Here is a 24,715-nt window from a genome sequence, read left to right on the forward strand (position 1 = left end):
AAAATAATAAATGTAGTCGTAGCGAATAATAACTCTAAAGCTTATAAATTACGAAAAAATTCAATTAACTTTATTAACCTATTTTATAACTTTTATGAACAAATTAACAACTGTTTTTCGACAAAAGATTCAAAATAATCTATAAAAATATTATTCCAATTAAATTTTATTACTATATTTATATAAGTGTTAAACGAAAATGGATTTATTCTAGGAAAATTCTCTCTCATCAAGATAACTGATTAACGAAGAGGCTATCTCCTTATTGAAATAGCCTCGATATGACATTATTCTTTTATTTTCTTTATTTGAGCACCTTTGCTTTCAAGATAAAATATTTGCCGCTTTAATAGAAGCAATTGCTTTTTTTAAAATTTCCACATCTTGAACTAAAGCAATACGGACATAACCCTCACCGTTTGGTCCAAATGCATGACCTGGTATTACGACAATATTGGCCTTGTCAATCAACGCATATGTAAAATTAAGGGATGTCCAGCCTTTAGGTATTTCCGCCCATAAAAACATCCCAGCATCTGGCTTTGTCACTTCCCAACCGATATCTTTCAAACCATTTACGAGAAGATCACGTCTTTCCTCATACACTTTTCGGTTGCTTTTACAAAATTCTTCTCCCATTTCCAAGGCTTGAATGGCGGCCATTTGAATTGGTAAGAAGACCCCATAATCTAAATTACTCTTTAATTGATTAAAGGCATGAATAATCTTTTTATGTCCAGCAACATATCCAATTCGACTACCTGCCAGATTATAATTTTTTGAAAAGGAGGATATTTCCACACCAACATCTTTCGCACCAGCAACAGATAAGAAGCTGACTGGTTTATTCCCCTCAAAATAAAGCTCTGAATAAGCAAAGTCATGGAGTACAAGAATATTGTACTTATTTGCAAATGCAACAACTTCTGCAAAATACTCTCTGCTTGCCAACGCAGGAACAGGGTTACCTGGAAAATTCAAGATCATCAGCTTTGCTTGCTTGGCGATTTGTTCAGGAATGGCTGAAAGATCTGGCAAAAAGCGATTTTCTTTTTTTAAGGGCATAAAATAAGCTTGCGCACCTGCCATCGCAATTCCCGCAGTGTAGGCGGTATATCCTGGATCCGGAACTAAAATGAGATCCCCTGGATTTGCAAACACCATAGGAAAGTGTACAAGCCCGTCCTGCGAACCCATAACGATTGTAACCTCTTGATCTGCATTTAATTCCACTTGGTGTTGCTTTTGATAAAAAGCAGATACTGCATCGTGAAAAGATTTTGTCCCAGTCATTGTATATCCATATTGATCTTGTTTTAGCACTTCATGTGATAAAGTTTGGGTAATAAAAGAAGGCGGTGGTAAATCTGGACTCCCAATACTCAAATCTATGATTGGTACACCTTCAGCAAGCTTTTGTTTTTTATAAAGTGCCAACTCACTAAAGATAGATGGCTGAAATGAATTCATTCTGTTCGCTAATGTTATATTCATGCTGCCCTCCTGTCACAACGATTTGCGTGATAACATATTTCTATATTTATTATGAAAATAAGTGTATCATATTTAGACATTATCTAGATGATTTTAGATAAACGATTTAATCAGTTTTCTTTACTTTATATTTTTCACTTACCTATTCTGGGAATTAGACAAAATAAGTTAATCAAATAATCAGCTTTTTTATTTCATAACTGAAAATAAAAAAGTCTGACCAATTTAGCTTAAAAGCGTTTTGGTCAGGCTTTGATTGGCTAGAGATAATTTTATTGTTTTAAATTCAACTTAACTTTAGTGTTTTAGAAGTATTATATACATTTTGACATTCTTCAGCAGCCGGATCATAAAAACAATGAAGTTTGTATCGGCCAACGTACGGCTGATTATACCATTGCGGCGGACAATCTCCTGGCGGTCTAAAATACCATTAGCTGTATTTTGCTGGCCAAAATCTTTCCCCATTCACTACACGGCGTGCTAACTGTTTTTCAATTTCTCTAGCACGTTGATAAAAATAACCTTTAAAATCTTAGCAATTCGCTCTTATCCTGTTAATACCTACATTCCCAACAAGCAGCATTCCCAGTGTACCCTCACCTTCAGCTTCTGCTCTAGTAATCTTGCTAAGAGGTTTATATCTGATTGTGTAGCCTTTACAACTCCCATGGCTTCACTCCAAATCACGGTTACCTAATCATATTTAGCAAAGGCAAGGGCCATTACCATAATATTTTCATCCAACTTTTATTCCACAATGTCAAATTCTTGAATAGTTTTTAAGGTTATCATTTCACAATAGGCAACTCTCTTTTAAACCGATTTATTTTTTTCCGTTTTCGTCATTTGCTGTGAGATTGGTTTTTGCTTCAAATAAACTCCTTTTGTATAAAGCCTTTTCAATGAGAAAATCGATTTCCTCACAAATGGTAAACGCTCTGTGTAACGGTCCCAACAGGCAACCAAGATGACTATCAATATTGTTGTCTGCGGGGAAACAAGCGGATGATCAAAAATGCCTGTTAGTAGCAGAATTGGAAGTGATAAGAGAAAGAATTCCAATAATACTTTCTTTTTCTTCCACTTAATAAGAAAGAGATAACAGAATTTAAATGATATTGCAGTAAATACTAATAAAAAACCAAGCCCTCCAACTGACCCATATTCAGAGAAAAACCCTAATAAAATATTATGTGCATGAGGGACAGGTTCACCAAAATGAGCATATGCATCATAAAAGCCTAGTGATGTCGTTCCAAAATAAGGATGTTCCTTCCATATTTTAAAACTATTTTCCCATATTTCTTTTCGCACAAAGCTAGAGCTTCGAATCTGTTCAGATCTCGGGATAAGTGCAAGAATATGAATATTCACCAAAACCATAAATGATAAACAGTATATTCCAATCTTAGGAGCAAGCCTTAGTAAAAATAGAATAATCATGATAAACATTGTGGCTACTCCAGTTCTTGACTCTGTTTGAAATATCCCTGCCCCGAAGAATAAGATAAGGCTGAGAGTTGGGATTAAGCTCCTTCTCTCCTGCAGTCGTTTTAAAAGATCAGCCAGAAGGAAGGATAATGAAATCAACAATAAAAAACTTGTAAAGTTAGGGTTATATGCACTCCCAAATAATCTCCCGCTTGCATCTTCAGAAGTACCAATAAATGTAGTACCTGTAAGCAGACCAAAGACATGTTCAGGGACATTCAGTTGATTGACGATATTTCCAATGATAATTAAATACACTCCGCCTATGATGATTAATTGTTTATAACGACTAAAAAGAGAAATCGTAACGCGATCTTTAATGAATGAATACAGCCCCAAATACCCTAAAATCATAGCGAATGCAAGCAGATAACTTCCATTGCCATGCCCAAGAGCAGCACCAGTAGTTGCCAGAGCCATACAGATAAAAAAGAAACTCGTCGTATTAATAGAAAAAGAGACTTTATAATTAATAACCTCGTTCAAATGGTTCCAACCAATGACCATTAGCCACAAAATTCCTATTGGCGGAAGAATAAAACATAGCAGGATCCCTATTTCTACTGAATACTTTTTCAAATATTCCTTGATAAATGTTGTCTGTAAATTAATCATATATCTTCCTTTTCCTATCTGTCGTATTTACTTTAGAAAAAAGCAAAGGTTTTTGCTGCTAATGCTAAATATATTTAATTTCGATTTAAAATTGTAAGATTTTCAAGAATCTTAACGATAAAATTACATAATTAACCTGCAGTTAATATTTTTTTTACAAAAAACATTTAAATACTATGGTAAAATTAATCTATTTACTTAGTGGAATGAAAAAAAGATAGGAAAAAACAAAACGAAGGTAATCATATGAAATTTGACTGTCATATAAGTTTTAGAGAAGGATGTTTAGGAGTTGCCAAATAGGCATTCAATATCAGGAGTCTAGCATATTAACCGTTGGTTTTGGAACTCCGACTGTTACTGGTATTTTTAAGAAGAGGAGATTACTATGCTTAAGAAATTCACATAGAAGACCAATTGAATTCGAGCTTCTCTTTCTCACTTTAAAGTAGCGCAGGTATTAACACCTGCGCTTTTCCATCTAATTTTTTATAAAGTGCACTCGATCTACAAACGAGCCTCTTTTACAACATTAATCATCATGTTTGCATTAGGATAATTTCCCTCCTGGTACTGATCAATGACTTTTTGAATAGTAAAATCGACCCGTTCAATCGAAACACTAAAACCGCCATCATTAATTTGAACAAGCCCATAAGATGACTTTGTCAGTCCGTCAAAAGGCAATCCGACACTGCCGATATTCATAACAACTTGACCATTTATAAAACGTATATAAGGCTTATGTATATGAGCATAAATATAAATTTGAGCATTTGCATTTGACATAAGCCTTTCCATAATTCCTGAATCATCTGTGTTTGGAAGCACAACATCAAATAAATTATTTGGTGTTGCATGAAAAGCATGTATCCCTACTCCATCTATCTCAAAATGAAGTTCCTTAGGCAATCCCTTTAAATAGTCAAGATCAGTTTTTTCAAGTTGAGAAACAGTCCAATCTCGTTCCTTATTCATCATGCTTAACACTTTGTCAGGAACTTCGCCCTTCTGAACTCCTCTGACTACCCATTCGTCAGCATTCCCTTTTATGACGTCTGTCTGTAAAGAGCGAATTAAATCAAGAGATCGTTTTGGCTCCGGACCGCGAAAACAAATGTCACCGAGAACACAAACCTTATCAATGTTTTTCTGTTTTACATCTTCAATAACTGCCTCAAGTGCAACAGCATTCCCATGTATGTCAGAAATAAATGCAATCTTCATGATTGATCTGCCTCCTGCTTTTAAATATTGTTCAATTATACTATACCATTCCACTATGCAGAAGAAGTGCTATCATTCAATTAAAATAAGCAAAATGATTATAGCAAGAGAGTTCTCACCAATATTTTACTGTTAAAAAATTTAGAAGGATTTTATTGTCTAAACGAAGAATAGTGTAAGCAAATAGTTTTGTTGGAAGATGTTAAACATAGGTTTTCTACCCACCATTTTTCAAAGTAAATAAACTAGTTTTATCTTACTATATTTCAAAAGCGCTGCAGTATTCTGATGATCAAATACCCAGTTTGAGGAGAATCAACATGTTAAACAATCATGAAATGAACAGGAAACGAGCGATGCTAGAAGGAATCATTCCTTATAATCATAAGCTGGCACCTTTATTTATAAGAAATACACTGTACTCACTTATTCCAGAAGGGACCGAACATATTTATGTTGTAGGAATTGGTTCAAATTTAATAAATGGCGATAGTCTTGGTCCATTTGTTGGAACGTTACTCCAAGATTTATATCCAGAACACTTATCAATAATTGGAAATCTCCAATCTCCTTTAGATGCAACAACCCTTGTCCCTAAAGTTTCACAAGTTACTTTTAGTGAGAATAGTTTTGTCATTGCAATTGATAGTGTACTAGGTTCAGAAGGTATAGTACATTCAATTGTTGTTCGAGGTGGTTCCCTGCAGCCGGGAAAGGGCCTTGGCCGCAAACTGCCTTCTATCGGAAACTGCAGTATTATGGGAGTTATCCTTGAAAATGACTCTGGATTAGAAGCATCTTTATTTTATACGAGCCTTCATCTCATTTATAAAATGGCAATGAATATCGCAAAGGGTATCTCACTTGCAATAAGGCAATTTTTCCATTACCCTTCCGATCACCCACTTTTGCTTATTAGCTAAAAAACCTATTTTGCAACAACTACAAATTATTAAATGCTTAATAAGAAAAGCGCAAGCGCCTTGATCAGCCTGGGGCAAATAAGACGCTCATGAATAAACTGCACCCCAATTGTTGGACACAACCTAACAATTGGAGGTGCATTTTTTATGGCTAAATTTACTGGAGATGATAAGCTAGCAGCGGTTCAACGTTATTTAACAGGTGAGGAAGGTTATTTTACGATTGCAAAGTTAATTGGTACATCGGACAGTGTTGTAAGGAATTGGGTGAAGCAATACGAACAACATGGTATAGAAGTGATATATAAAAATCCTATATAAGTCATTCTGCACAGTTTAAACTAGACGTACTTAATTATATGAGTGATAATGGGACGTCTCCTAATGAAACAGCTGTGATTTTTAACATCTCTTCTCCTGCCTTAATCCTAAAATGGAGAATTCAATTCGAATCTGATGGAATTGGCGCCCTCGAATCAAAGAAAAAGGGGCGTTCAACCGTGAAGAAAAAGGCAAAGAAAAATCAATTAATTGAAGGATCTAAAGAAGCATTAGAAGCTGAAAATGAGCGATTACGAATGGAGAATGCGTATTTAAAAAAGTTACAAGCCTTAATTCAAGAAAAGGAAAAATCACAGAACAGGACAAAGCGAAAATAATTTATGAATTAAGGCATGAATTTAAAGTAATTAACTTAGTAAAAGTAGCTGGTATGCCACGTAGTACATATTATTACTGGGTAAAGCAAATGAATAGACCGGATAAATATAGTGAAATAAAAGAAGTCATCAAACAGATTTTTAATGAGCATCGAGGAAGATATGGCTATCGCCGAATTACGTTAGAGTTAAGGAATCGAGGTTATATATATAATCACAAAACAGTACGCCGTTTAATGAATGAATTAGGTTTAAAAAGCTCTGTACGTATGACGAAATATCGCTCGTATCGTGGGAAAGTTGGAAGTATTGCGCCAAACATCCTTCAACGTGATTTCAAGGCAACTAAGCCAAACGAAAAATGGATTACAGATGTAACAGAGTTTCATCTATTCGGAGAAAAATGTTATTTATCTCCTACTCTTGCTTTATTTAACGGTGAAATCGTCGCTTATCAAATAGAAAAACGACCTGTATTCCCTCTCGTTACAAAGATGTTAGATAAGGCTTTTACACGTTTAAATGAAGGAGATTCACCAGTCCTCCATTCAGATCAAGGGTGGCAATATCAAATGATACAATACCAGCAGGCTTTAAAGAAACATAAAATTACGCAGAGTATGTCTCGTAAGGGTAATTGTTTAGATAATGCAGTCATGGAGAATTTTTTTGGCTTATTAAAGTCTGAATTACTATATTTACAAGAGTTTGAAAGTATGGAACATTTTATGCTGTAATTAGAAGAATATATTGAGTATTACAATCACAAACGAATTAAGGAAAAACTAAACGGATTGAGTCCTGTAGATTACAGGATCCAATCCGTGATAGCTTCTTAAAATATTTGTCTAACTTTTTGGGGTCAGATCAGAATAGAAGGCGTTCTTTGCCTTCAATTCTAAATTGGCTAGGACCCTCTAGAGGGCTAAGGCGCTGGCAGTCAAAAACGCGGCGTCCTGTCCGACGTCCTGTCGCACTGACTGCACTTGCACATCCTATGCTTCGGGTCTGGGCGTCAAAGCGCTATCCACAGTTCAAGAATTTTATAAATTACGCTCAGCAATAACAAAGCTCAAGCACTGCTTGCCAATACCAAGAATTCTTAAAATATGAAAAGACTGTCCCAATTGAGACAGTCCCATTTTATTCTTTATTACTCATGAAAATTCGTACCATCTGTCGTTGCTTTAATGATTCCGGCACGGATCACAAAGTCACCGAAGTGCTCGCCATCTTCACGTTCCTTTGCATAGCGAGGAAGAATAACACGCAATTCATTTAAGATTTCCTCTTCACCAATGTTTTCCCGGTACATTTTGCTTAGACGGCTGCCATCAAAAGCTGCACCAAGATACATATTATATTTGCCAGGCGCCTTGCCGATAAAGCCAATTTCACCAAGAGCATGGCGTGCACAACCGTTCGGACAGCCTGTCATACGGATGGTAATTTCTTCATCACGTAATCCATTTTCATTTACAATTTCATCGATTTTATCAATTAAAGTAGGTAAATAACGCTCAGCTTCTGCCATCGCCAATCCACAAGTAGGAAGGGCAACACAAGCCATCGAACCGCGGCGGAGAGCTGTATATTGCTTGCCGTCGGTTAAGCCATATTGCTCAATTAGTTCAGTGATTTGTTTCTTTTTCTGACTTGATACATTAGCAATAATCAAGTTTTGATTAGCTGTCAATCGGAAATCACCAGTATGAATTTTCGCAATTTCGCGCAAGCCTGTCATCAATTTATAATCCTCAAAATCTGTTACACGTCCGCCTTCAACAAATAGTGTAAAATTCCATTTTCCTTTTACACCTTTTACCCAGCCATAACGATCACCGTTATGATCAAAGTGATAAGGCTTTGCTTCTTCAAGACTCCATCCAAGACGATTTTCTAATTCTTCCTTAACTGTTTCAAGTCCGAGACGGTCAACTGTATACTTGAAGCGGGCATTTTTACGTGCTGAACGGTTTCCGTAATCGCGCTGAATAGTGATTACTTTTTCTGCCACATCATATATTTGCTCAGGTTTACAGAAGCCGATCACTTTCGCAAGTTGTGGATACGTTTCCTTATCACCATGTGACATACCCATACCGCCGCCGATTGCCACATTAAACCCAATAAGCTTATCATCCTCAATAATAGCGATAAGACCAAGGTCCTGTGAATAGACATCAATATCATTTGATGGAGGCACAGCGATACCTATTTTAAACTTACGCGGCAAGTAAAGAGGACCGTACATTGGTTCAACTTCATCGATATCAGGTGTACTTGCAACCTTTTCTTCGTCCAACCAAATTTCATGATAGGCTCTAGTTCGCGGCAATAAGTCATTACTTAATTTTTTCGCCCACTCGTAGACTTCTAAATGAATATCAGATTGATATGGGTTCGGGTTGCACATTACGTTTCTATTTACATCCCCACATGCCGCAATTGTGTCCATAAGAGAAGCGTGAATGCCCTGAATTGTTTTCTTCATATTCCACTTTAAGATACCATGCATTTGAAATGTCATACGTGTTGTAAGTTTTAATGTACCATTCCCATACTTATTTGCAAGGTCATCCATGACAAGCCATTGCTCAGGTGTTGCCACACCCCCAGGCAAGCGAACCCGCAGCATAAATTGATAAGCTGGCTCAAGCTTTTGCTTTTGGCGTTCATTCCGAAGATCTCTATCATCTTGCAAATAACTTCCGTGAAATTTCATTAATCGGTTGTCGTCATCGTTAATTCCAGCACTAATCTGATCAAGCATCGCTTCTTTCAGCGTGCCCCGCAAATAGTCACTTTCTCTTTTTATACGTTCAACATCACTTGGCGGGCCATCCGGTGCTTTTAACGTTTTATTCACCATGTTGATAAACTCCTTTCATGTAAAAATCAGTATACATCTCGTTGATAACGTTTTTGCTGCTGCATATCTGCAAGATACACTTCTGCTTGTTCACGGCTCATGCCGCCTTCTTTTTCGATAATATCAATAAGCACGTTATGAACATCATGTGCCATATTTTTTTCATCTCCGCAAATATAAACAGCTGCTCCCTCTTGAAGCCACTCGAACAATTCTTTACTTTGCTCGAGCATACGGTGCTGTACATATACTTTTTCATCACTGTCACGTGAAAACGCGACATCCATTTTTGTTAATACTCCATCTTTAAGCCACTTTTGCCATTCTGTTTGATAAAGGAAATCTGTAACAAAGTGCTGGTCGCCAAAGAATAACCATGATTTTCCTTCTGCACCCATTTCCTCACGCTCTTGCATAAAGGCGCGGAATGGGGCAATCCCGGTACCTGGTCCTACCATTATGATTGGCGTATCAGGGTTTGCCGGCAGCTTGAAGTTTTGGTTATGCTGAACATAAACCGGAAGCGTGTCACCTGGTTGAAGGCGCTCAGCACATAAAATCGAGCAAACACCTTTTCGTTCACGGCCATGAGCTTCATAACGTACAGCGCCGATTGTTAAATGAACCTCATCTGGATTCGCTGCTAAGCTGCTTGAAATAGAATACAGTCGTGCAGGCATTTTTCGTAAAATTGAAATAAAGTCCTGTGCTGTTCCTTTCCATGGAGCAAAATCACGTACCAAATCAAGGAAATCACGGCCATCAAGATAAGCTTTTAGTTTTTCCACATTATCAGGAGATACAAGTTCCTGTAGCTCTTGGTTTTCAGAAAGTTTCGCCGCCTGCTCAACGAGAGGTTTTGTTAATACAGTAATTTCAAAATGTGAAATAAGCGCTTCTCTAAGTGCTAGACTTTCACCTTGTTTATTAATCGTTACATTTTCTTCTGGATTCCATTTCATTTCTTCAAGAAGCAAATCAACAAGCTCTGGATCGTTTTGCGGGTAAACGCCAAGACTATCACCTGGTTCATAAGTTAAGCCTGATCCCTCAAGTGAAATTTCAAGATGACGTGTTTCTTTGTTAGAACCACGACCATTCAAGTTAATACTTTCGAGAACTTCAGCTTTAAATGGATTTGTTCGTGAATAAGCAGATTCACCTGCTTGAGGAGCAGCAGCAGCTACAGATACAGCAGCTCCGCCTTGTGCTTCGCTTAATCCGCTAAGAACGCCTTGGATCCATTCAGCTGCCGGCTCATCATAGTCAAGATCACAATCTACACGATCATATAGTCTCTTACCGCCGAGCTCTTCCAATCGCTGATCAAAATCTTTTCCAGTTTTACAGAAAAATTCATATGAGCTGTCTCCAAGCGCTAATACAGAATACCTTAGGTTATCAAGCTTTGGCGCACGTCGTCCATGAAGAAACTCATGGAATGAAAGTGCATTATCCGGTGGATCGCCTTCCCCATGTGTACTAACTACGATTAGGAGGTTTTCAACCTTTTTCAAATTATTTGGTTTAAAATCGCTCATAGACGAAACGGTTACGTTAAAGCCATTCCCCTCAAGTGTCTTACCTGCTTTTTCGGCAAGACCCTGTGCATTACCAGTCTGGGAGCCGTAAAGAATCGTTACGTCTTTTGAGATTGGCTGTGCAGTGCTTCCGACCTGGGCTTCCTGTGTCGGTACACTTGGAGTGCCGGCTGCAGTTGCAGTTTGGGATGCTGCTAAATAACCGCTTAGCCAAACTTTTTGAGATTCTGTTAAGGTTGGCAGAAGACGGTTTAGGAGCTCTGCCTGCTCCTGGTTAAACGGACTGTTTATTACCTGAAGTTGCAACACTTTCCACCTCACAAAAGTTATAAGTATATCGTTAACGTCATTTGTGTACAATGACTGGTTTCAACAATTTTCGTTATTTTTCTATTGTCTTCTTGCCTTTTCCAGCATTGATACATATTAAAAATATTCTAATAAAACTTTACCAGAAGATCATACATTAGTAAAATACATATAAATAATCATTGTTATTAAGATTACTAATAGTTAGGAGGGATTTGTTTGTATTATGACGCATTACGGACATTTGTCACTCTTGCAGAGGTCAAAAACTTTACGAAAACAGCCGAAACCCTTCGTATGTCACAACCTAGTGTTAGCTTGCATATAAAAAATTTGGAAAAGGAGCTGCAAACAAAGCTATTTATACGGTCTCCAAAATTTTTGAAAATCACTCCAACGGGTGAAATTTTATATGATCGTGCAAAGCAAATGATCACGATTTATGAACAAACCATTCAGGATATTTTAGAGCATCACAATTCAATAAAGGGAGAATTAAAAATAGGAGCAAGCTTTACAATCGGTGAATATATTTTGCCAACATTACTTCTCGATCTGCAAAAGGATTACCCTGAGCTTGAGCTTCAAGTTATCATCGGGAATACTGAGGAAATTGTCCAATCTGTAAGGATGTATGAAGTTGATATTGGTTTAATTGAGGGGCAGACCAATGAAAAGGAGCTTTCAGTTCATCCGTTTATGGAGGATGAATTATTTATAGTTTCTTCTACCAATCATAAGCTGGCTCAGAAAACGGAAGTTACAATTGCTGATTTGCAAAATCAAGCTTGGGTTACAAGAGAAGTTGGTTCAGGAACAGGAGAATATCTTAACCATGTTTTTCGCACAAACGGCTTAAAGGTTCAATCACTTCTTACAATAAGCAGCAACCAAGGGATCAAAGAAACACTGATAAATGGTATGGGGTTGTCTCTCTTATCGAGAAGTGTCATTGAAAGGGATGTCCAGCATCAAAATTTGTCTATTATAAAAATGAAAAATCATTCATTTAAACGAACACTTTCCTATGTTTATTCGCCCATTATGGCCGATAAAAAAAATGTGAAAACCTTTATCTCTGCTTTAAACAAAAAGTGGCCTAACGAAATCAAATCAAGTTAACATTATTTTACAACACAATCTAAATGTCGAAAAAAACAAAAGCGCACGTCCTGTGCTACCAGAGCTGGAGTGGCGAAGCTCTTATATCCAGTAAATGAATTTTACCCAATCTTAACGGGCAATAATCCTCCACTGATGGAAGTCACACTTAATACTTTTCTAAACAACGATGAAAAAGCTGACTTAGAAAGGAATAAACTCTGCTTTTTAAGTCAGCACTCCTTCATGATAAATAACTACGAAATGATCTTTTCTCCAATTTTTTCAATGATCGCTTCCGTTAATTCTTTCGTCATGTCTGAGAGGTTTTTCTTTAGTTTATTATTGATCATTTTCGCCATCTTGCCCTCTGGTATGATTTCAAGAAAACCAGTCATACATGTGCTGCTTTCAGTAATCTCATCTGCTTCAAAATAACCTTTTCCTGTCATTTTTTCATTTATACCTGTTAGATTAAAGGTCACTTTTGTTGGCTCAATCCAATTTGTAATCTCAACTTTCAGCTCAATTTTTTTCTTTATCATTCCGAGATCTGTTTTAAATTTCCAAATGGACTCCCTTTCATTCACTATTACATGTTCAATATAACCAGGAACAAGCGGTGCCCAATTATCCATGACACTTACGAATCTCCATATTGAATGAATGGGTAAGTTGGCCTTTACTTTATATAATTCACTTTGCATGTGTTATCCCTCACCTTCACTTTGCAAAAATGGATCTTTGCAGAAACTCTGCCTATTCGTCATTTAAGAACCTATTCATAAAATTCCTTCATTATGTCAATTAAATTTGCTTATTAAACGATTAAGTAAAGAACTGGTGCGTACAGAAAGTCCAAAAAAAAACGCGTGAAACGATTTAGTCTCTATCTAGGAGTCATGCAAATATCGTCCCACTGCGTTCATTGTAGCTTTTGTCATGTTGAATTTTTTTAATACCAATACCAATATGGATAATAAGGGTATGGATAGCCATAGAAAGGAGGATACAATAATGCGCTGCCTAATAAACCACCTAGGACTCCTCCAATAAATGGACCGCCAAAAAACGGCCTTCCAAAATATGGTCTCCAAAAGAACGGTCTTCCAAATGGTCTCCCAAAGATTCTTTCATTGTTTCCATTGTAAAGCTGGAAATCATGTTGCATAGGCATTTTACCTCCAATTAGGTTTTTTTACTACTTTATTTCCACATTATGAAGAGAACTTATTCGATTCCTTAGGTAAAACACCTATTTTTGAACAAAAATCTAACTAATTTGAGCTATAGTCAAAGGTAATAAAAGCTTAAAACATGAAAAAAGCCCTCAAGAAATAATAATCTCCTGAAAGCTAAAACATGTTTATAAATAATTATCTGCTTAATTTTGCTTTATTACATTCACATCTGTACTTCAGAGGGAGCTGTTCGTTCGCTAAGACTGACGTCTAGTTCATTAATACGACTAATCGAGTCTTTCCATGAAGGACTGATAAAGATGAACCTTATGGAGGTTGTAATGATAGGATCAAAGTTCAGCAGTGTGAATTGATCCAAAAAGGCATCTTTGTCGTTATTTCTTACTTCCGCCAAAGTCTTCCATTCCGAACCATCTAAATATTCAAGATTAAAATCCTTGACCTGCCAGCCGGCCGAGCCGGTGACAGGTACATGCCCACTCCAAAGCTTCACTTGATTAATCGTTTGCGCGGATGTCCAATCCAGCTTTAGAAAAGAAGGAGTCTGTGTTCCTCCAGATAACCATCGTGTAGATAAGTTTCCATCTACTACTCCTTCCTTTACGTTAGTGCCAAGCGTTGAATCAACAGACAAAGTAGCAATTACCGCCAGGTTATTTGTCACGCTTAAGGTGATTGAACTGCTCTTTGTTACACCATCCAATGTGACTGTTACCTTAATTTCAGCCTTACCTTCCTTTAGCGCTGCGACCTTCCCGCTTGAGTCAACAGATGCAAGCTCTGGTGTAAGACTTTCGTAGACAATTTTGGCATTCTCTAAAGAAGCATCAGCTCCGGTATTCATTTTACCTGTTACATGTAATAAAGTTGAAGTATTAGATATAAGCTGATTTTTATCAGCAGTAACTGTTACACTGGCCAATTCGACCGGGGGATAAGTTTCCACTCTTAGATAAGGACGCTTATCGCTTTCTGAGCCATTGTAAAGTTGAGTAAGATATCCGGTCTGCATAGGATCTTGGGTAATAGCAAGTGAAACTGTTTTATCGCCCTTCAATTGATCCTTCACATACTTGGTAGCATCGAAGACATACCATGAATCAACACTGTCATTTCTAAAAGGAATGGTAGAGAGATGATCTCCAAGAACAGGCGGGGCACCACTAGAATTCCACATTAATTCGCTTACACTCCATGTATCATCCTCGACACCGTACAAGGAATTAACAACTGTTGATTCCGTACTTTTACTTTCCAAAGCTCTTCCATGCACATAAAGCCACGCTGTAGCAATCTCTCCGTTCAGTTGACTTAAATCATATTTTAAATACGTTCGAATCGTGTTGTCATCATCGCCGCCTTTAATAAACAATTTTGATGGATCGAGAAGTGATGATGCATTTTTTTGTACACTTGCGGCTTCACTAGAAGGCAGCTGTGCAGGGATCACAGCATTGTTGATATAATCAGTTCCCGTATTTCCGCTTATCACATTTCCTGTCAACAAAATATTGGTTCCATGCAAAATACCGATCCCATTTGTGTTATTCGTTACATGATTGTTTTGAATGACGATGTTCTTGGGAATGCCTGCCCCATTACCGTTCCTTGGATCACCATCATCTTTCATGGCAATGATACCCCAAAACTCATTGGCTTTATTGTCAAATATTTTGTTGTTTCTTACAATGGTTTCAGGCGCATTCTTTAATCGAATTCCCTGACTGCCGGCTTTAGTAAAACGAATAAGCACATTGTTTTCAATTATGGTTTTAGGAGAGCCAAGATATACTTGGATACCGTATTTATCCACATTCTCAATCATGTTATCATGAATATAGTTTCCCGGGCCTGATGCATCATGAGTTTCACCGGGATTTCCTACTCCAATGCCTGCTTCTCCACCGCCAACGATATGGTTGAAACGAACCTCGTTCAAATATTCGTCTTCTCCGTGAAAGTCTATAGAATCTAATGAAATGTTTTCATATTTGTTGTTTTCAATAAGATTATTATGGGTGTAGAATTGCATTAATGTTCCATGACGCAAATAAGGACCGATAAAACGATTATTGCGAACAACATTGAAATAGGAATCGTCTTCTCTGCCCAGACGGCTTTCTTTTGGCTTTCCTTCAATGCTAACTCCATAACCGCTTCCTCCATCTGCAACATCCGTCGCGTTCCTGAATAAGGATTTTTCCACGATCACATCGTGACTATTTGAAATAATGATACCGGTACGCTGGAATTTTTCAATGGTTAGACCGCAAAGAGTAATATTAGAAGATGCTTTTCCGCGAAACGATGTAATGTATATGGCTTGTTTAGGTCCGCCTCTGTCAGGGTTGGCGGTGCGAGTGTTGGTGGAATAATTCAGATTCCAGCTTGAGGTAAGGGTCATATTACTTATTTTGATATTGTTCTTCCCTGCAATCCGGATAATAATCCCATAATTTGTTGCATGTTCTCCGAAATCATTCGCATGATCTGAAACAAGAAGAACTCCCTCCTGACTTTCTCCGCGTAGCTGGACGCCCGATTTTATCGTTAAATGAGAAACGCCATCGTAAGACGTACTAGATAATTGATAATGACCATCAGGAAGATAGACTTCATCACCTGGCTGTGCTTCTTCCAAAGCAGCACGAATGGCTCGGGCATCATCTACACCGTTATCGGAAGGACTTGCTCCAAACACGACGACATTCAGTTTTCTTCCTGTTACCTTTTGGGGCTTATGCGGATTATGTGGCGTCCCATCTGCATAGTAGAGACCTGGCTTGGTTGGAGTCGGTGCTTCCGGGTCCGGTCCGGTCGGCGGTATTTCCAGATAGTTTAATACATACCCATCTGGATGTGGAGGATATACATGAATTTCGGTAATGCTGGTCCATTGGTTCTCACCCCGTCCTACTACACGAACATAACGGGCTGTTACTGGTTCGAAGCCGAATGCCTCTAATTGAATCGTCGTACCGCTGCTAGTACCGCTGTATACCTTGGACCAAGTCGTTTGATCGTTGGAAACCTCAATATCAATCGTTTTCGTGCGATTATCGCCCCTGTAAAAGGCAACACCTAGATAGGAGATCTCCTTCTGTGAACCTAAGTCCAATTCTATCCACTGTCCATCACCATAAGCTGACCAACGAGAGTTGATGTCGTCATCGATCGCATACCCTGGTATATTAGCATCACTGCCACTTGCACGATATCCCACGATAGACAACGGAGTTGCTGAGTCGCCGCTTGAAGTAGAAGCCTTGCTTTCGGCAGCTTGAATCTGCCCTGTACTTAAACTAAAGAAACATGTGACTAGCATACATAGGATTAAGATAAAGGGTTTTGGTCTTTCAGCTCGGTTTCTCATTATCTGTAGTCACTCCCCCAATAATTAAAACTTAATTATTGTAGATTTTCCAATTATCTCCGAAAAGGACAAACGGGTAGTGCCAAGACAAATTAAGACTTTAGGCAACGAGCTTGAATGATTGTAAAATTTTGTTAGAAAATAATTGGACCGCTTTTTAAGGAGGTGTATGCAAACATTTGTCTAAACAACTATTTAGAGTGGAAAATACAACGTTTCCTCGTGTTTTAAGGATGCTTGCAGACAAACTCTTATCCGCTTTTGATGCTGCCAAATACTTATTGTCTTTAGCAAGTGTAAAAGAAAGGAAATTTCCTACCATTAACTTTATTACCTTATGAAATATAGCAAACACCAAAATCTATATAAGGTAAAATGAAATAGGCAGAATCCTGGCTTACTTTTTGTATTTTAAAAATAGTATTATTGGTTTAAATTAACATTGCTACATAAGTTTTTGTAAGCGCTTTAATAAATTCGATTACTGTTTTTCCTTTCGTAACAAGACATTTACTCCGTTTAGTTGAAAATAAGCTTCTCACTATAAATTGTCCGTTAAATAGAGATTCCTACATTCAACTGTCTTGGAAGTAATTTGCTTTCTATGATCATTAAACTGAATTAATCACCCCCTTTTGATCGTAGAACGCTTTTTTGCCTTGATAGCGCTTTAATCACTCGACTTGATCTTCCCAGGCATATGTTTAAACATCAAATTTTGCTTTTCTCAATTCGCTTTCTTTCTCTCCTTTTTTACTATATAAAACTAATGAGTGATCTTTTCCGTTGGGGATATCTCCAAATAAGCTCCCTGTTCTAGTAAGGTGGACTGTAATTTTCTAATGTTCATTTCTTGAACCCTGATGTTTTCTTTTGCTGCAATAGCAGCTGCAACTCCTCCAGCATGGCCAATTGCCCCAGCAGTTGGAGTTGTTCTTACGCCCGCCTGTGCTTCAAAAGTTGCAGAGAGACATCTTCCTACAACAATTAAATTATCGATCTCTTTGGTAACAAGACATCTAAATGGTATTCCGTAAATCCCGCCCCATTCTAGTTTCTTATGGGAGGTGCCTTCTCCGTCGGGACTATGAATATCGATTGGATAACCCGAGTGGGCAATGACATCATCAAATTTACGTTGTTCCAATAAATCTTCTGCTGTTAATGTATATAATCCCACAATTTGCCTCGAGCTACGTACACCAATGGAAGGGCCTGTTGAGACAACAACAGCATTTTCAAAGCCAACCATATACTTTTTCATAAAATTCTCAAGTTCTCGACATTGTTTCCTGCCTTCAATTTCAGCTTTGCTTAAGCTCCAAGGGTCTGTACTGTCAAATCCTAATAATCTAGTCGTGTTAAAAATAACTTCTCCAGGGTTATTGGTTTCAAAAAACAAGACATCTTCTCTTTTTATCGTAATGTCTCCTTTTTCTTTAGCTTCTTTAAACTCTTTTAAATAACCAACAACTGATAATCGTTCAACATTATTAAAATCTTCAAGATTTTCTGGTACTCTAGTAAAATTATCCGGATTTTCTTTTATATATTGTTTAACCCGATTAATATCTACGTTTCTTACTTTCATTTTTAATGTCATAGGCTGGGCAGCACCATCTGATTCTCTTCCTTTCGTAAACTTGACTCCTGACCATGCTGCTAAATCTCCGTCACCCGAAGCATCTATAAAGATCTTTCCGCTAATTTCAGAAAGACCAGCTTTATTGCAGACTTTTATCTTTGTTATTTTATTTCCTTCTTTTATTACTTCAGCTAATACTGTGTGGTATAAAATCTCTGCACCACTTTCAACCAGCATCATTTCTATTTCATGTTTCATTGCTTCAGAATCAAATGGAGTAACTGAGTATGTGTAATTTGTTAAATCCTTTATATGGCCAACGGATTTGCCGATTTTTTTCAAGCGCTGAATAATTTCTTCTGTTATTCCTTGAATAGCTTGTTTTTTTCCAGCGTGAAAAGTCATCATAGGACCTACTCCTGCAGCTGTCAGCATTCCACCTAAAAAACCATAGGATTCAATAATTAATGTTTTGGCCCCTAACCTTGAAGACGCTATTCCTGCAACCGCGCCTGAAATGCCACCGCCTAAAATGATTACATCAAAATCCCTCATAAAAAACACTCCTCCAAAAAATATTAGCTACATAATACCCATACTAGAAACACCTTTAACATATCCTTTTATTTATATCTCTGTCTTATTGTTCCTTACTGTTATTGAAATGTGACCTTCCTTGTTTTCAATAGCTGAATTTGCAATCCACATAAGTGCAAAGGCAAGGTAACTGAAGCTGAAGAATGGGAGAAGACCCGGAATAGCCTGCATGAGTAAACCAAAACAAAATAAAATAAAGAACATGGCAATAACATGAAAGGGATATGAGATAGCCATCATAAACGAAATCTTAAATATTTGCATGACCTTTAGATGATAATGAACAAAAACTGGTGCAATAAAAAGCAAAGTCATCAAATAGAATAAGCAAACGGCAAACATGAGAAAAAAGAATACCACCGAAGCAGCCCCGCTCTGAACTTGAAAAAATCGCAAGTAAAAATAAGCAATAAACCCAAAAGCAATTGCAATCCCCCCAATAGCATTTGCTTTTAGAAAATCTTTTTTATAAAGCTGCTTAAAAGCAGGAAATAGGGAAATGTCAGTTTGTCCGTGAATCCACTTTCTTGTTATGGCAAACATCGTAAATGTCGCTGGAAAAAAACCCAAACCAATCAAGCCAAAGACAGTAAACATTGCCCATAAAAATTGCAAATACACAAAACGTGAGATCCACTCCATTACTGTGTAAATGCCTCCGATCATGCTTTTTTCTTGCATATTCGTCTCTCCTAAAATGATAAAATTGTCACTGACACTATTGGCTTTCATGTATTCAACCAACCTTTAGATAAAATTCCAATCTCAAACATGTTTAAACCTTTTATTCTCTTTAAAAATGGCTGTCTCTAATTGATTCAAAGTTTGTGTGAGACAGCCAATATGTTATTACCAGTACATTTTCCAATCCTTCAGTAATCGAACAAGCGCTTCCATGTAGTAGTAATCGCCCCAAATACAGCATTCATCAACACCTGTATTTCTAGGTTTATGGTAGACTGCGTGTTTTAAAACTCCATTAGCATGGGGCACATCTTTTGTCGTATAGTGTTCAGCCAGCGAGTAGACAATGTGGAGCGCACTATTTTCATAATACCCTTTCATGTCATCAGTAAGGGGCAATCTTTTACTCATTTCAAGCAGCCCGCAGGCAGCAATAGCAGCAGCAGAACTATCTCTTTCTTCTTCACCATGTGTAAAAATTAAATCCCAATAACAGACGTGATCGCTTGGGAGACGATTAAGAAAATAGTTTGCAAGTTTTTTACTTAGATTGATAAATTTTTCATCACCTGTATAGTGATAGCTTAAAGGAAAACCGTATATTCCCCACGCCTGACCTCTTGCCCAGCAGGAATCATCTGAAAATCCTTGATGAGTGTTGCCGTATAAAGGTTTTCCCGTCTCTGGATCCATATAAAATGTATGATATGTTGAAGAATCTGAACGAACAATATATTTAGCAGACTGTTTTGCATGCTTATAAGCTATTTGTTGATACGTTTGATCACCTGTTACTTCACTTGCCCAATAAAGCAGGGGCAGATTCATCAAACAATCAATAATCATCCTTCCTCTTTGTTCAGGATCTGCTAAATCCCCCCATGCTTGAATGATTTCTGCTTTTTCAAAGTAGCGGCTAAGAAGCAGTTCAGCAGCTTCAAGTGCTGCTTCCTTTCCTTGATTTTCTCCTGTTAATTTATATGCGCTAACAGATGAGAGGCTATACAAAAACCCCATGTCATGATGGTTGACTGCAATTTTGTTTTTGACTCTATCCTTAAAACTCTTGACATGCTTTTCAGCTACTTGCCTGTATTTTTCTTCTCCGGTATATTCGTAACCAAGCCAAAGCATCCCTGTCCAGAAACCTGTCGTCCATTCTACATTGTCTATCGCTCGATAAACGAAATTATGGCTGCTGGAACTAGGAAATTTACCTGTAAAAATCTCTAGGTTCTGGTCGATTTTAACAAGCACATATTCAAGAGCCTTTTCAAAATAAGCACGGTTTACAGGCGGTCTAGTTGAAAATCTTTCTTTTTTTAAAAGGCGTTCTTCTACAACTTGATCGGTACTCTGCATCGAATATTACCTCCTATATATTTCCCATCATTTCTTCATTGATCGATCATACGCTTTTTGATGGAGGTCAATATATTCCTCTACACCAAGGCTTTTAAGTTGATTCTTAAATTTCTCATAATCTATCTTTTCTGCACCTAAGACCCATTTTTGCATCATTTCATCCCGGTACGTTTTTAAATCGGCGGCAATTTCCGTAATCTTCTTTTCTTCTTCTTCAGTGAAAGAGAAAGGAGGCAGCGGTTTAGCAAAATAGTTATTGGCAGAGTATTCTTCTATCCCTTTTAAGGCAATTGGATTTAACCATTGTTTCTCATACTCAAAATCCTGATGATAAGAAAATAGTGTTTGGACTCCATACTCATGCAGTTTTGTCGGAACATCTGGCGAACTCAAAATCTCTTCCTTAAATACAGGTTTTCCATCAACTAAATCGTAAGTTTCTCCTTCTACTCCATAGTTCATCAATCGGCGTCCTTCTTCAGAATAAAAGAAATCGAGATATTTGATTGCTTTTACCGGATCCTTTGTTGAGTAGCCAATCGCTATTCCTGCTTTGTCTCCATATGGATCACGGACAGTAGGTTCGATTTTTTCCCCATCGGAATTTTCAGGAGGAGCAAATGTTTCAAACTTAAAACCAGCAACTTGATCTTTTAATAAATTATTGTATCCTGCTGTACTTCCAAACCAATCATGCGTTATTCCGCCTTGGTTGTTACCTAACAATATATCTCTTGCTTTTGCACCTCTTGTAAAAATCTCTGGATCTATTAACTTTTCTTCATACCATTTAGCTAATTCTGAGAGAGCAGTGCCATATTTTTCTTCATATGGTCCGTATTTAATTTTATCTCCATCTAAATAGAGATCATTGCGAGCCCCCCATAATATTGTGAGTTCACCTAAACTTTCCGATATCCTTGAAAAATATGGAATTTCATCTTGTTTGCCGTTTCCATTTGGATCCTTTTCTTTAAACGCTTTTAACACTTCATATAGCTCTTCAGTTGTTTGCGGTGCTTTAAGCCCAAGCTTATCCAGCCAATCTTGTCTGACAAACCAGCCTTTTTGTGCCTCTCCATCTGCTATAAAGGGAACAAAATATAGTTTTCCATCTGAGGCTGTAGCAAATTCTTCTAAGCCTTCCATCTCATTAAGATATTTCTTAATGTTTGGAGCATGTTCTTCAATTAAGTCATTCAGCGGTAGGAACGCTCCTTCTTTCCCATACTTCATTAAATCAGCCTTTGTACCTTGGACAAGATCAGGTATTTCACCTGAAGCAATCATCAAGTTAAAAGCTTCCTGACTGTCCGTTGATGTCTTTGGAGCCACCCCTTGCAAGCTGACATTTGTTAACTCAGCCGCCTTCTTAAACGTCGGCCAATCATCATTAAAAATGACTTGGCCATCAAAATGATGAAGGTGTATCTTCATATCAACGGGTTCCTTGGATACCTGAAATCCTGTAAGGCCCTTTTCACTTTCTGAGTTATTATTTGAATCAACTTCACTTGACGTATTATTGGAACACCCTCCCACAATTAGCAGAAAAACGGAAAATAGGATCAAAGCTGCTTTTTTCAAGAAAACTCCCCCTTAGACTTTCATTTCATTTTTATTTTTTACATAACAACTAATACATAAGCGTCAAAACGTTGTTTAATAACTTACTCCTTAATCCCGCCGATCATCGTTCCTTTTACAAAATATTTTTGCAAATATGGATAGACCAAGACAATCGGAATGATTGACACAATGATCGTTGCATAAATAACGGTTTCTGCTGAGTATTGGGAGGTTGTATCAAGTGAATTGGCCATTTGTTCCTTTACACTCATATCTACAACCAATTTTTTCAATAGCACCTGAAGCGGAATTTTGCTTTCATCATTTAACACAATCATTGACCAAAAATAACTGTTCCACCTGCTAACCGCATAAAAGAGTCCGACTGTTATAAGCGCTGGTTTTGATAAAGGTAAAAAGATTTTCCATAATATTTGAAGATCGTTTGCTCCATCCACTTTTGCTGACTCTTCTAAAGAATCAGGAACAGATTGAAAAAAGCTTCTCATGATAAAGACCAAAAACGTGGAAATAGCAAAGCCTACAATGATTGCCGTTCGAGTATCAAGCAGTCCGAGTTCTTTTAAATTCAGGTAGGTCGGGATGATACCTGCATTAAACCACATCGTGAACGCGATAAAAAAGGCGAAAAAGCTACGACCTTTTAACCGTTTTCTCGAAAGCGGATAGGCTCCGCAAATCGTAACAAACATGCTAAACAATGTTCCAACTACTGTGTAAAAGATTGTATTTCCGTATGCTACCCAAATACCGGGTTCTTCTAGGACCCGCTTGTATGCTTCAAATGTAATATCTTTTGGTAATAAGAGAACATCTCCCCTAAGAACAGCATCAGATGAGCTGATTGAAGCTGAGAGCACATAAATGAATGGGTAAATGCAGATAATGGCAATCAATCCGACAACAGCATAGATCATGAAATCGGCTATTTTACTTCCAAAACTCTTCATTTACCACAAACCTCCGCTCTCACTGAATTTTTTCGTAATTTTGTTCACTGTGACGACAAGCACTAATCCAACAATAGCGTTGAACAAGCCTGCTGCTGCCCCGAGCTCATAGTTTGCTCCTTGCAAGCCCGCCCGGTATACATAAGTATTTATAACATCCGCTGTCTCATATGTTGCCGGTTGATAGAGCAGAATAATGGCTTCGTACCCAACCTCCAGGAAGCTTCCGATGTTCAAGATGAATAAGATCAAAATCGTCGGGATAATTCCTGGCAAAGTGACATGCCACATTTGTTTCCAGCGATTTGCCCCATCCATTTTAGCTGCTTCATACAACTGAGGATTGATTCCGCTGATTGCCGCGATATAAATAATTGCATTGAACCCGACATCCTTCCAAATGTTCATCCCGATAAAGATCGATCGGAAATATTCTGGATTGGTTAAAAAATAAATCTTTTCTCCTCCTAATTTTTCAATGATGATATTAACAAGTCCGTTTGTTGGTGAGAGAAAATTGGTAACAATCCCTGCTACAACAACGATTGAAATGAAATAAGGAAGATATGTTGCTGTCTGAGTAAACTTTCTGTAGGTTGCCGACTTAATTTCATTAAACAGAAGCGCCAAAATAATCGGTGCCGGAAAGGCAAATACCAAGGTGTATAAACTAATGAGGACGGTGTTTTTTAACGTTCTAAAAAAGTAATCGCTTTCAAAGAATTGCACAAAATTTTGAAAGCCAACCCATGGACTAGCTTCAATTCCTTGAAAAATACTATAATCTTTAAACGCAATCTGAAGTCCATACATTGGACGGTATAAGAAAAGAATGTACCATGCAATAAACGGAATCAGCAGTAAGTACAAATATTTATCTCGGCTGATTGTTTTTTTAATTCTCTGCAGGTGTGAAACACCTATCTTTTGTGTAATTTGGGGGATTTGTTTTTTCTCTTCAGATTGAATTTGTCCATTCATGCCTTTCCTCCTTTTCTTTTTTATCATCATGCTGACTGATTCGTTCGGTTACCCCCACTTTACTCGCTCATAGCCCAGTTTACTATCACCAGTTTTTTGTATATATCTCCTTTTTTTACTTAATCATAAGAAATGTAGATGGATCACAAAAAG

17 protein-coding genes and 2 pseudogenes are annotated in these 24,715 nt (G+C 37.5%); 4 read left to right on the forward strand and 15 right to left on the reverse strand.

Annotation, left to right across the window (positions count from 1 at the left end):
- Positions 1-324: 324 nt before the first annotated feature.
- The 4 genes and pseudogenes from ACSVDH_RS17440 to ACSVDH_RS17455 all read right to left on the reverse strand — a co-directional run bounded on the left by ACSVDH_RS17440 (position 325) and on the right by ACSVDH_RS17455 (position 4,830).
- Positions 325-1,494: an LL-diaminopimelate aminotransferase gene (locus ACSVDH_RS17440; protein WP_439251515.1), complete on the reverse strand. Its 1,170-nt coding sequence runs from the start codon at positions 1,492-1,494 to the stop codon at positions 325-327.
- A 286-nt stretch (positions 1,495-1,780) separates the two neighbouring features.
- A pseudogene (locus tag ACSVDH_RS17445) lies at positions 1,781-2,166 on the reverse strand (cell wall hydrolase).
- A 144-nt stretch (positions 2,167-2,310) separates the two neighbouring features.
- Positions 2,311-3,603, reverse strand: coding sequence for an O-antigen ligase family protein (locus ACSVDH_RS17450; RefSeq protein ID WP_439251516.1), 1,293 nt, complete (start codon positions 3,601-3,603; stop codon positions 2,311-2,313).
- A 507-nt stretch (positions 3,604-4,110) separates the two neighbouring features.
- Positions 4,111-4,830 (reverse strand): metallophosphoesterase family protein, encoded by a 720-nt coding sequence (locus ACSVDH_RS17455; protein WP_439251517.1) that lies wholly within the window; start codon positions 4,828-4,830, stop codon positions 4,111-4,113.
- Positions 4,831-5,150: 320 nt separating this feature from the next.
- On the opposite strand from ACSVDH_RS17455, the gene yyaC reads away from it, so the two are divergent.
- Both yyaC and ACSVDH_RS17465 read left to right on the forward strand, forming a co-directional pair.
- Positions 5,151-5,753: a spore protease YyaC gene (gene yyaC, locus ACSVDH_RS17460; RefSeq protein ID WP_439251518.1), complete on the forward strand. Its 603-nt coding sequence runs from the start codon at positions 5,151-5,153 to the stop codon at positions 5,751-5,753.
- Positions 5,754-5,900: 147 nt separating this feature from the next.
- Positions 5,901-7,251, forward strand: a pseudogene (locus ACSVDH_RS17465) (IS3 family transposase).
- A gap of 314 nt (positions 7,252-7,565) precedes the next feature.
- Here ACSVDH_RS17465 and cysI read toward each other — a convergent pair.
- Both cysI and ACSVDH_RS17475 read right to left on the reverse strand, forming a co-directional pair.
- Positions 7,566-9,284 (reverse strand): assimilatory sulfite reductase (NADPH) hemoprotein subunit, encoded by a 1,719-nt coding sequence (gene cysI, locus ACSVDH_RS17470; RefSeq protein WP_439251519.1) that lies wholly within the window; start codon positions 9,282-9,284, stop codon positions 7,566-7,568.
- A 26-nt stretch (positions 9,285-9,310) separates the two neighbouring features.
- Positions 9,311-11,131 carry an assimilatory sulfite reductase (NADPH) flavoprotein subunit gene (locus ACSVDH_RS17475; protein WP_439251520.1) on the reverse strand — a complete coding sequence of 607 codons (1,821 nt, stop codon included), beginning with the start codon at positions 11,129-11,131 and terminating at the stop codon, positions 9,311-9,313.
- A 222-nt stretch (positions 11,132-11,353) separates the two neighbouring features.
- On the opposite strand from ACSVDH_RS17475, the gene ACSVDH_RS17480 reads away from it, so the two are divergent.
- Positions 11,354-12,256, forward strand: a complete 903-nt coding sequence (locus tag ACSVDH_RS17480) for a LysR family transcriptional regulator (RefSeq protein ID WP_439251521.1) — start codon at positions 11,354-11,356, stop codon at positions 12,254-12,256.
- Positions 12,257-12,492: 236 nt separating this feature from the next.
- Here the strand turns inward: ACSVDH_RS17480 and ACSVDH_RS17485 are convergent, their stop codons facing one another.
- The 3 genes from ACSVDH_RS17485 to ACSVDH_RS17495 form a co-directional block, all read right to left on the reverse strand.
- Positions 12,493-12,942: an SRPBCC family protein gene (locus tag ACSVDH_RS17485; protein ID WP_439251522.1), complete on the reverse strand. Its 450-nt coding sequence runs from the start codon at positions 12,940-12,942 to the stop codon at positions 12,493-12,495.
- Between the two features lie 248 nt (positions 12,943-13,190).
- Complete coding sequence (ymaG, locus tag ACSVDH_RS17490) at positions 13,191-13,412, reverse strand: inner spore coat protein YmaG (RefSeq protein ID WP_439251523.1); 222 nt, start codon at positions 13,410-13,412, stop codon at positions 13,191-13,193.
- A gap of 227 nt (positions 13,413-13,639) precedes the next feature.
- The gene (locus ACSVDH_RS17495; protein WP_439251524.1) at positions 13,640-16,810 is read right to left on the reverse strand and encodes a galactose-binding domain-containing protein; all 3,171 of its coding nucleotides are present in this window, start codon (positions 16,808-16,810) and stop codon (positions 13,640-13,642) included.
- 179 nt (positions 16,811-16,989) lie between these two features.
- Here ACSVDH_RS17495 and ACSVDH_RS17500 point away from each other — a divergent pair, with 179 nt between their 5' ends.
- On the forward strand, positions 16,990-17,151 hold the full coding sequence (locus ACSVDH_RS17500) for a hypothetical protein (protein WP_299088509.1): 162 nt from the start codon (positions 16,990-16,992) through the stop codon (positions 17,149-17,151).
- Positions 17,152-17,576: 425 nt separating this feature from the next.
- Here ACSVDH_RS17500 and ACSVDH_RS17505 read toward each other — a convergent pair whose 3' ends face one another.
- The 6 genes from ACSVDH_RS17505 to ACSVDH_RS17530 form a co-directional block, all read right to left on the reverse strand.
- Entirely contained in the window at positions 17,577-18,950 is a 1,374-nt protein-coding gene (locus tag ACSVDH_RS17505; RefSeq protein WP_439251525.1) for an FAD-dependent oxidoreductase, read from the reverse strand.
- A 72-nt stretch (positions 18,951-19,022) separates the two neighbouring features.
- Positions 19,023-19,673: a YesL family protein gene (locus ACSVDH_RS17510; protein ID WP_439251526.1), complete on the reverse strand. Its 651-nt coding sequence runs from the start codon at positions 19,671-19,673 to the stop codon at positions 19,023-19,025.
- A 168-nt stretch (positions 19,674-19,841) separates the two neighbouring features.
- Entirely contained in the window at positions 19,842-21,038 is a 1,197-nt protein-coding gene (locus ACSVDH_RS17515; protein ID WP_439251527.1) for a glycoside hydrolase family 88 protein, read from the reverse strand.
- 27 nt (positions 21,039-21,065) lie between these two features.
- The gene (locus ACSVDH_RS17520) at positions 21,066-22,628 is read right to left on the reverse strand and encodes an extracellular solute-binding protein (protein WP_439251528.1); all 1,563 of its coding nucleotides are present in this window, start codon (positions 22,626-22,628) and stop codon (positions 21,066-21,068) included.
- An 83-nt stretch (positions 22,629-22,711) separates the two neighbouring features.
- Positions 22,712-23,581 (reverse strand): carbohydrate ABC transporter permease, encoded by an 870-nt coding sequence (locus ACSVDH_RS17525; RefSeq protein WP_439251529.1) that lies wholly within the window; start codon positions 23,579-23,581, stop codon positions 22,712-22,714.
- Positions 23,582-24,562: an ABC transporter permease gene (locus tag ACSVDH_RS17530; RefSeq protein WP_299088520.1), complete on the reverse strand. Its 981-nt coding sequence runs from the start codon at positions 24,560-24,562 to the stop codon at positions 23,582-23,584.
- Positions 24,563-24,715 lie beyond the last annotated feature (153 nt).

The organism is Metabacillus sp. Hm71 (genome assembly GCF_051842955.2).
GTDB lineage: Bacteria > Bacillota > Bacilli > Bacillales > Bacillaceae > Metabacillus.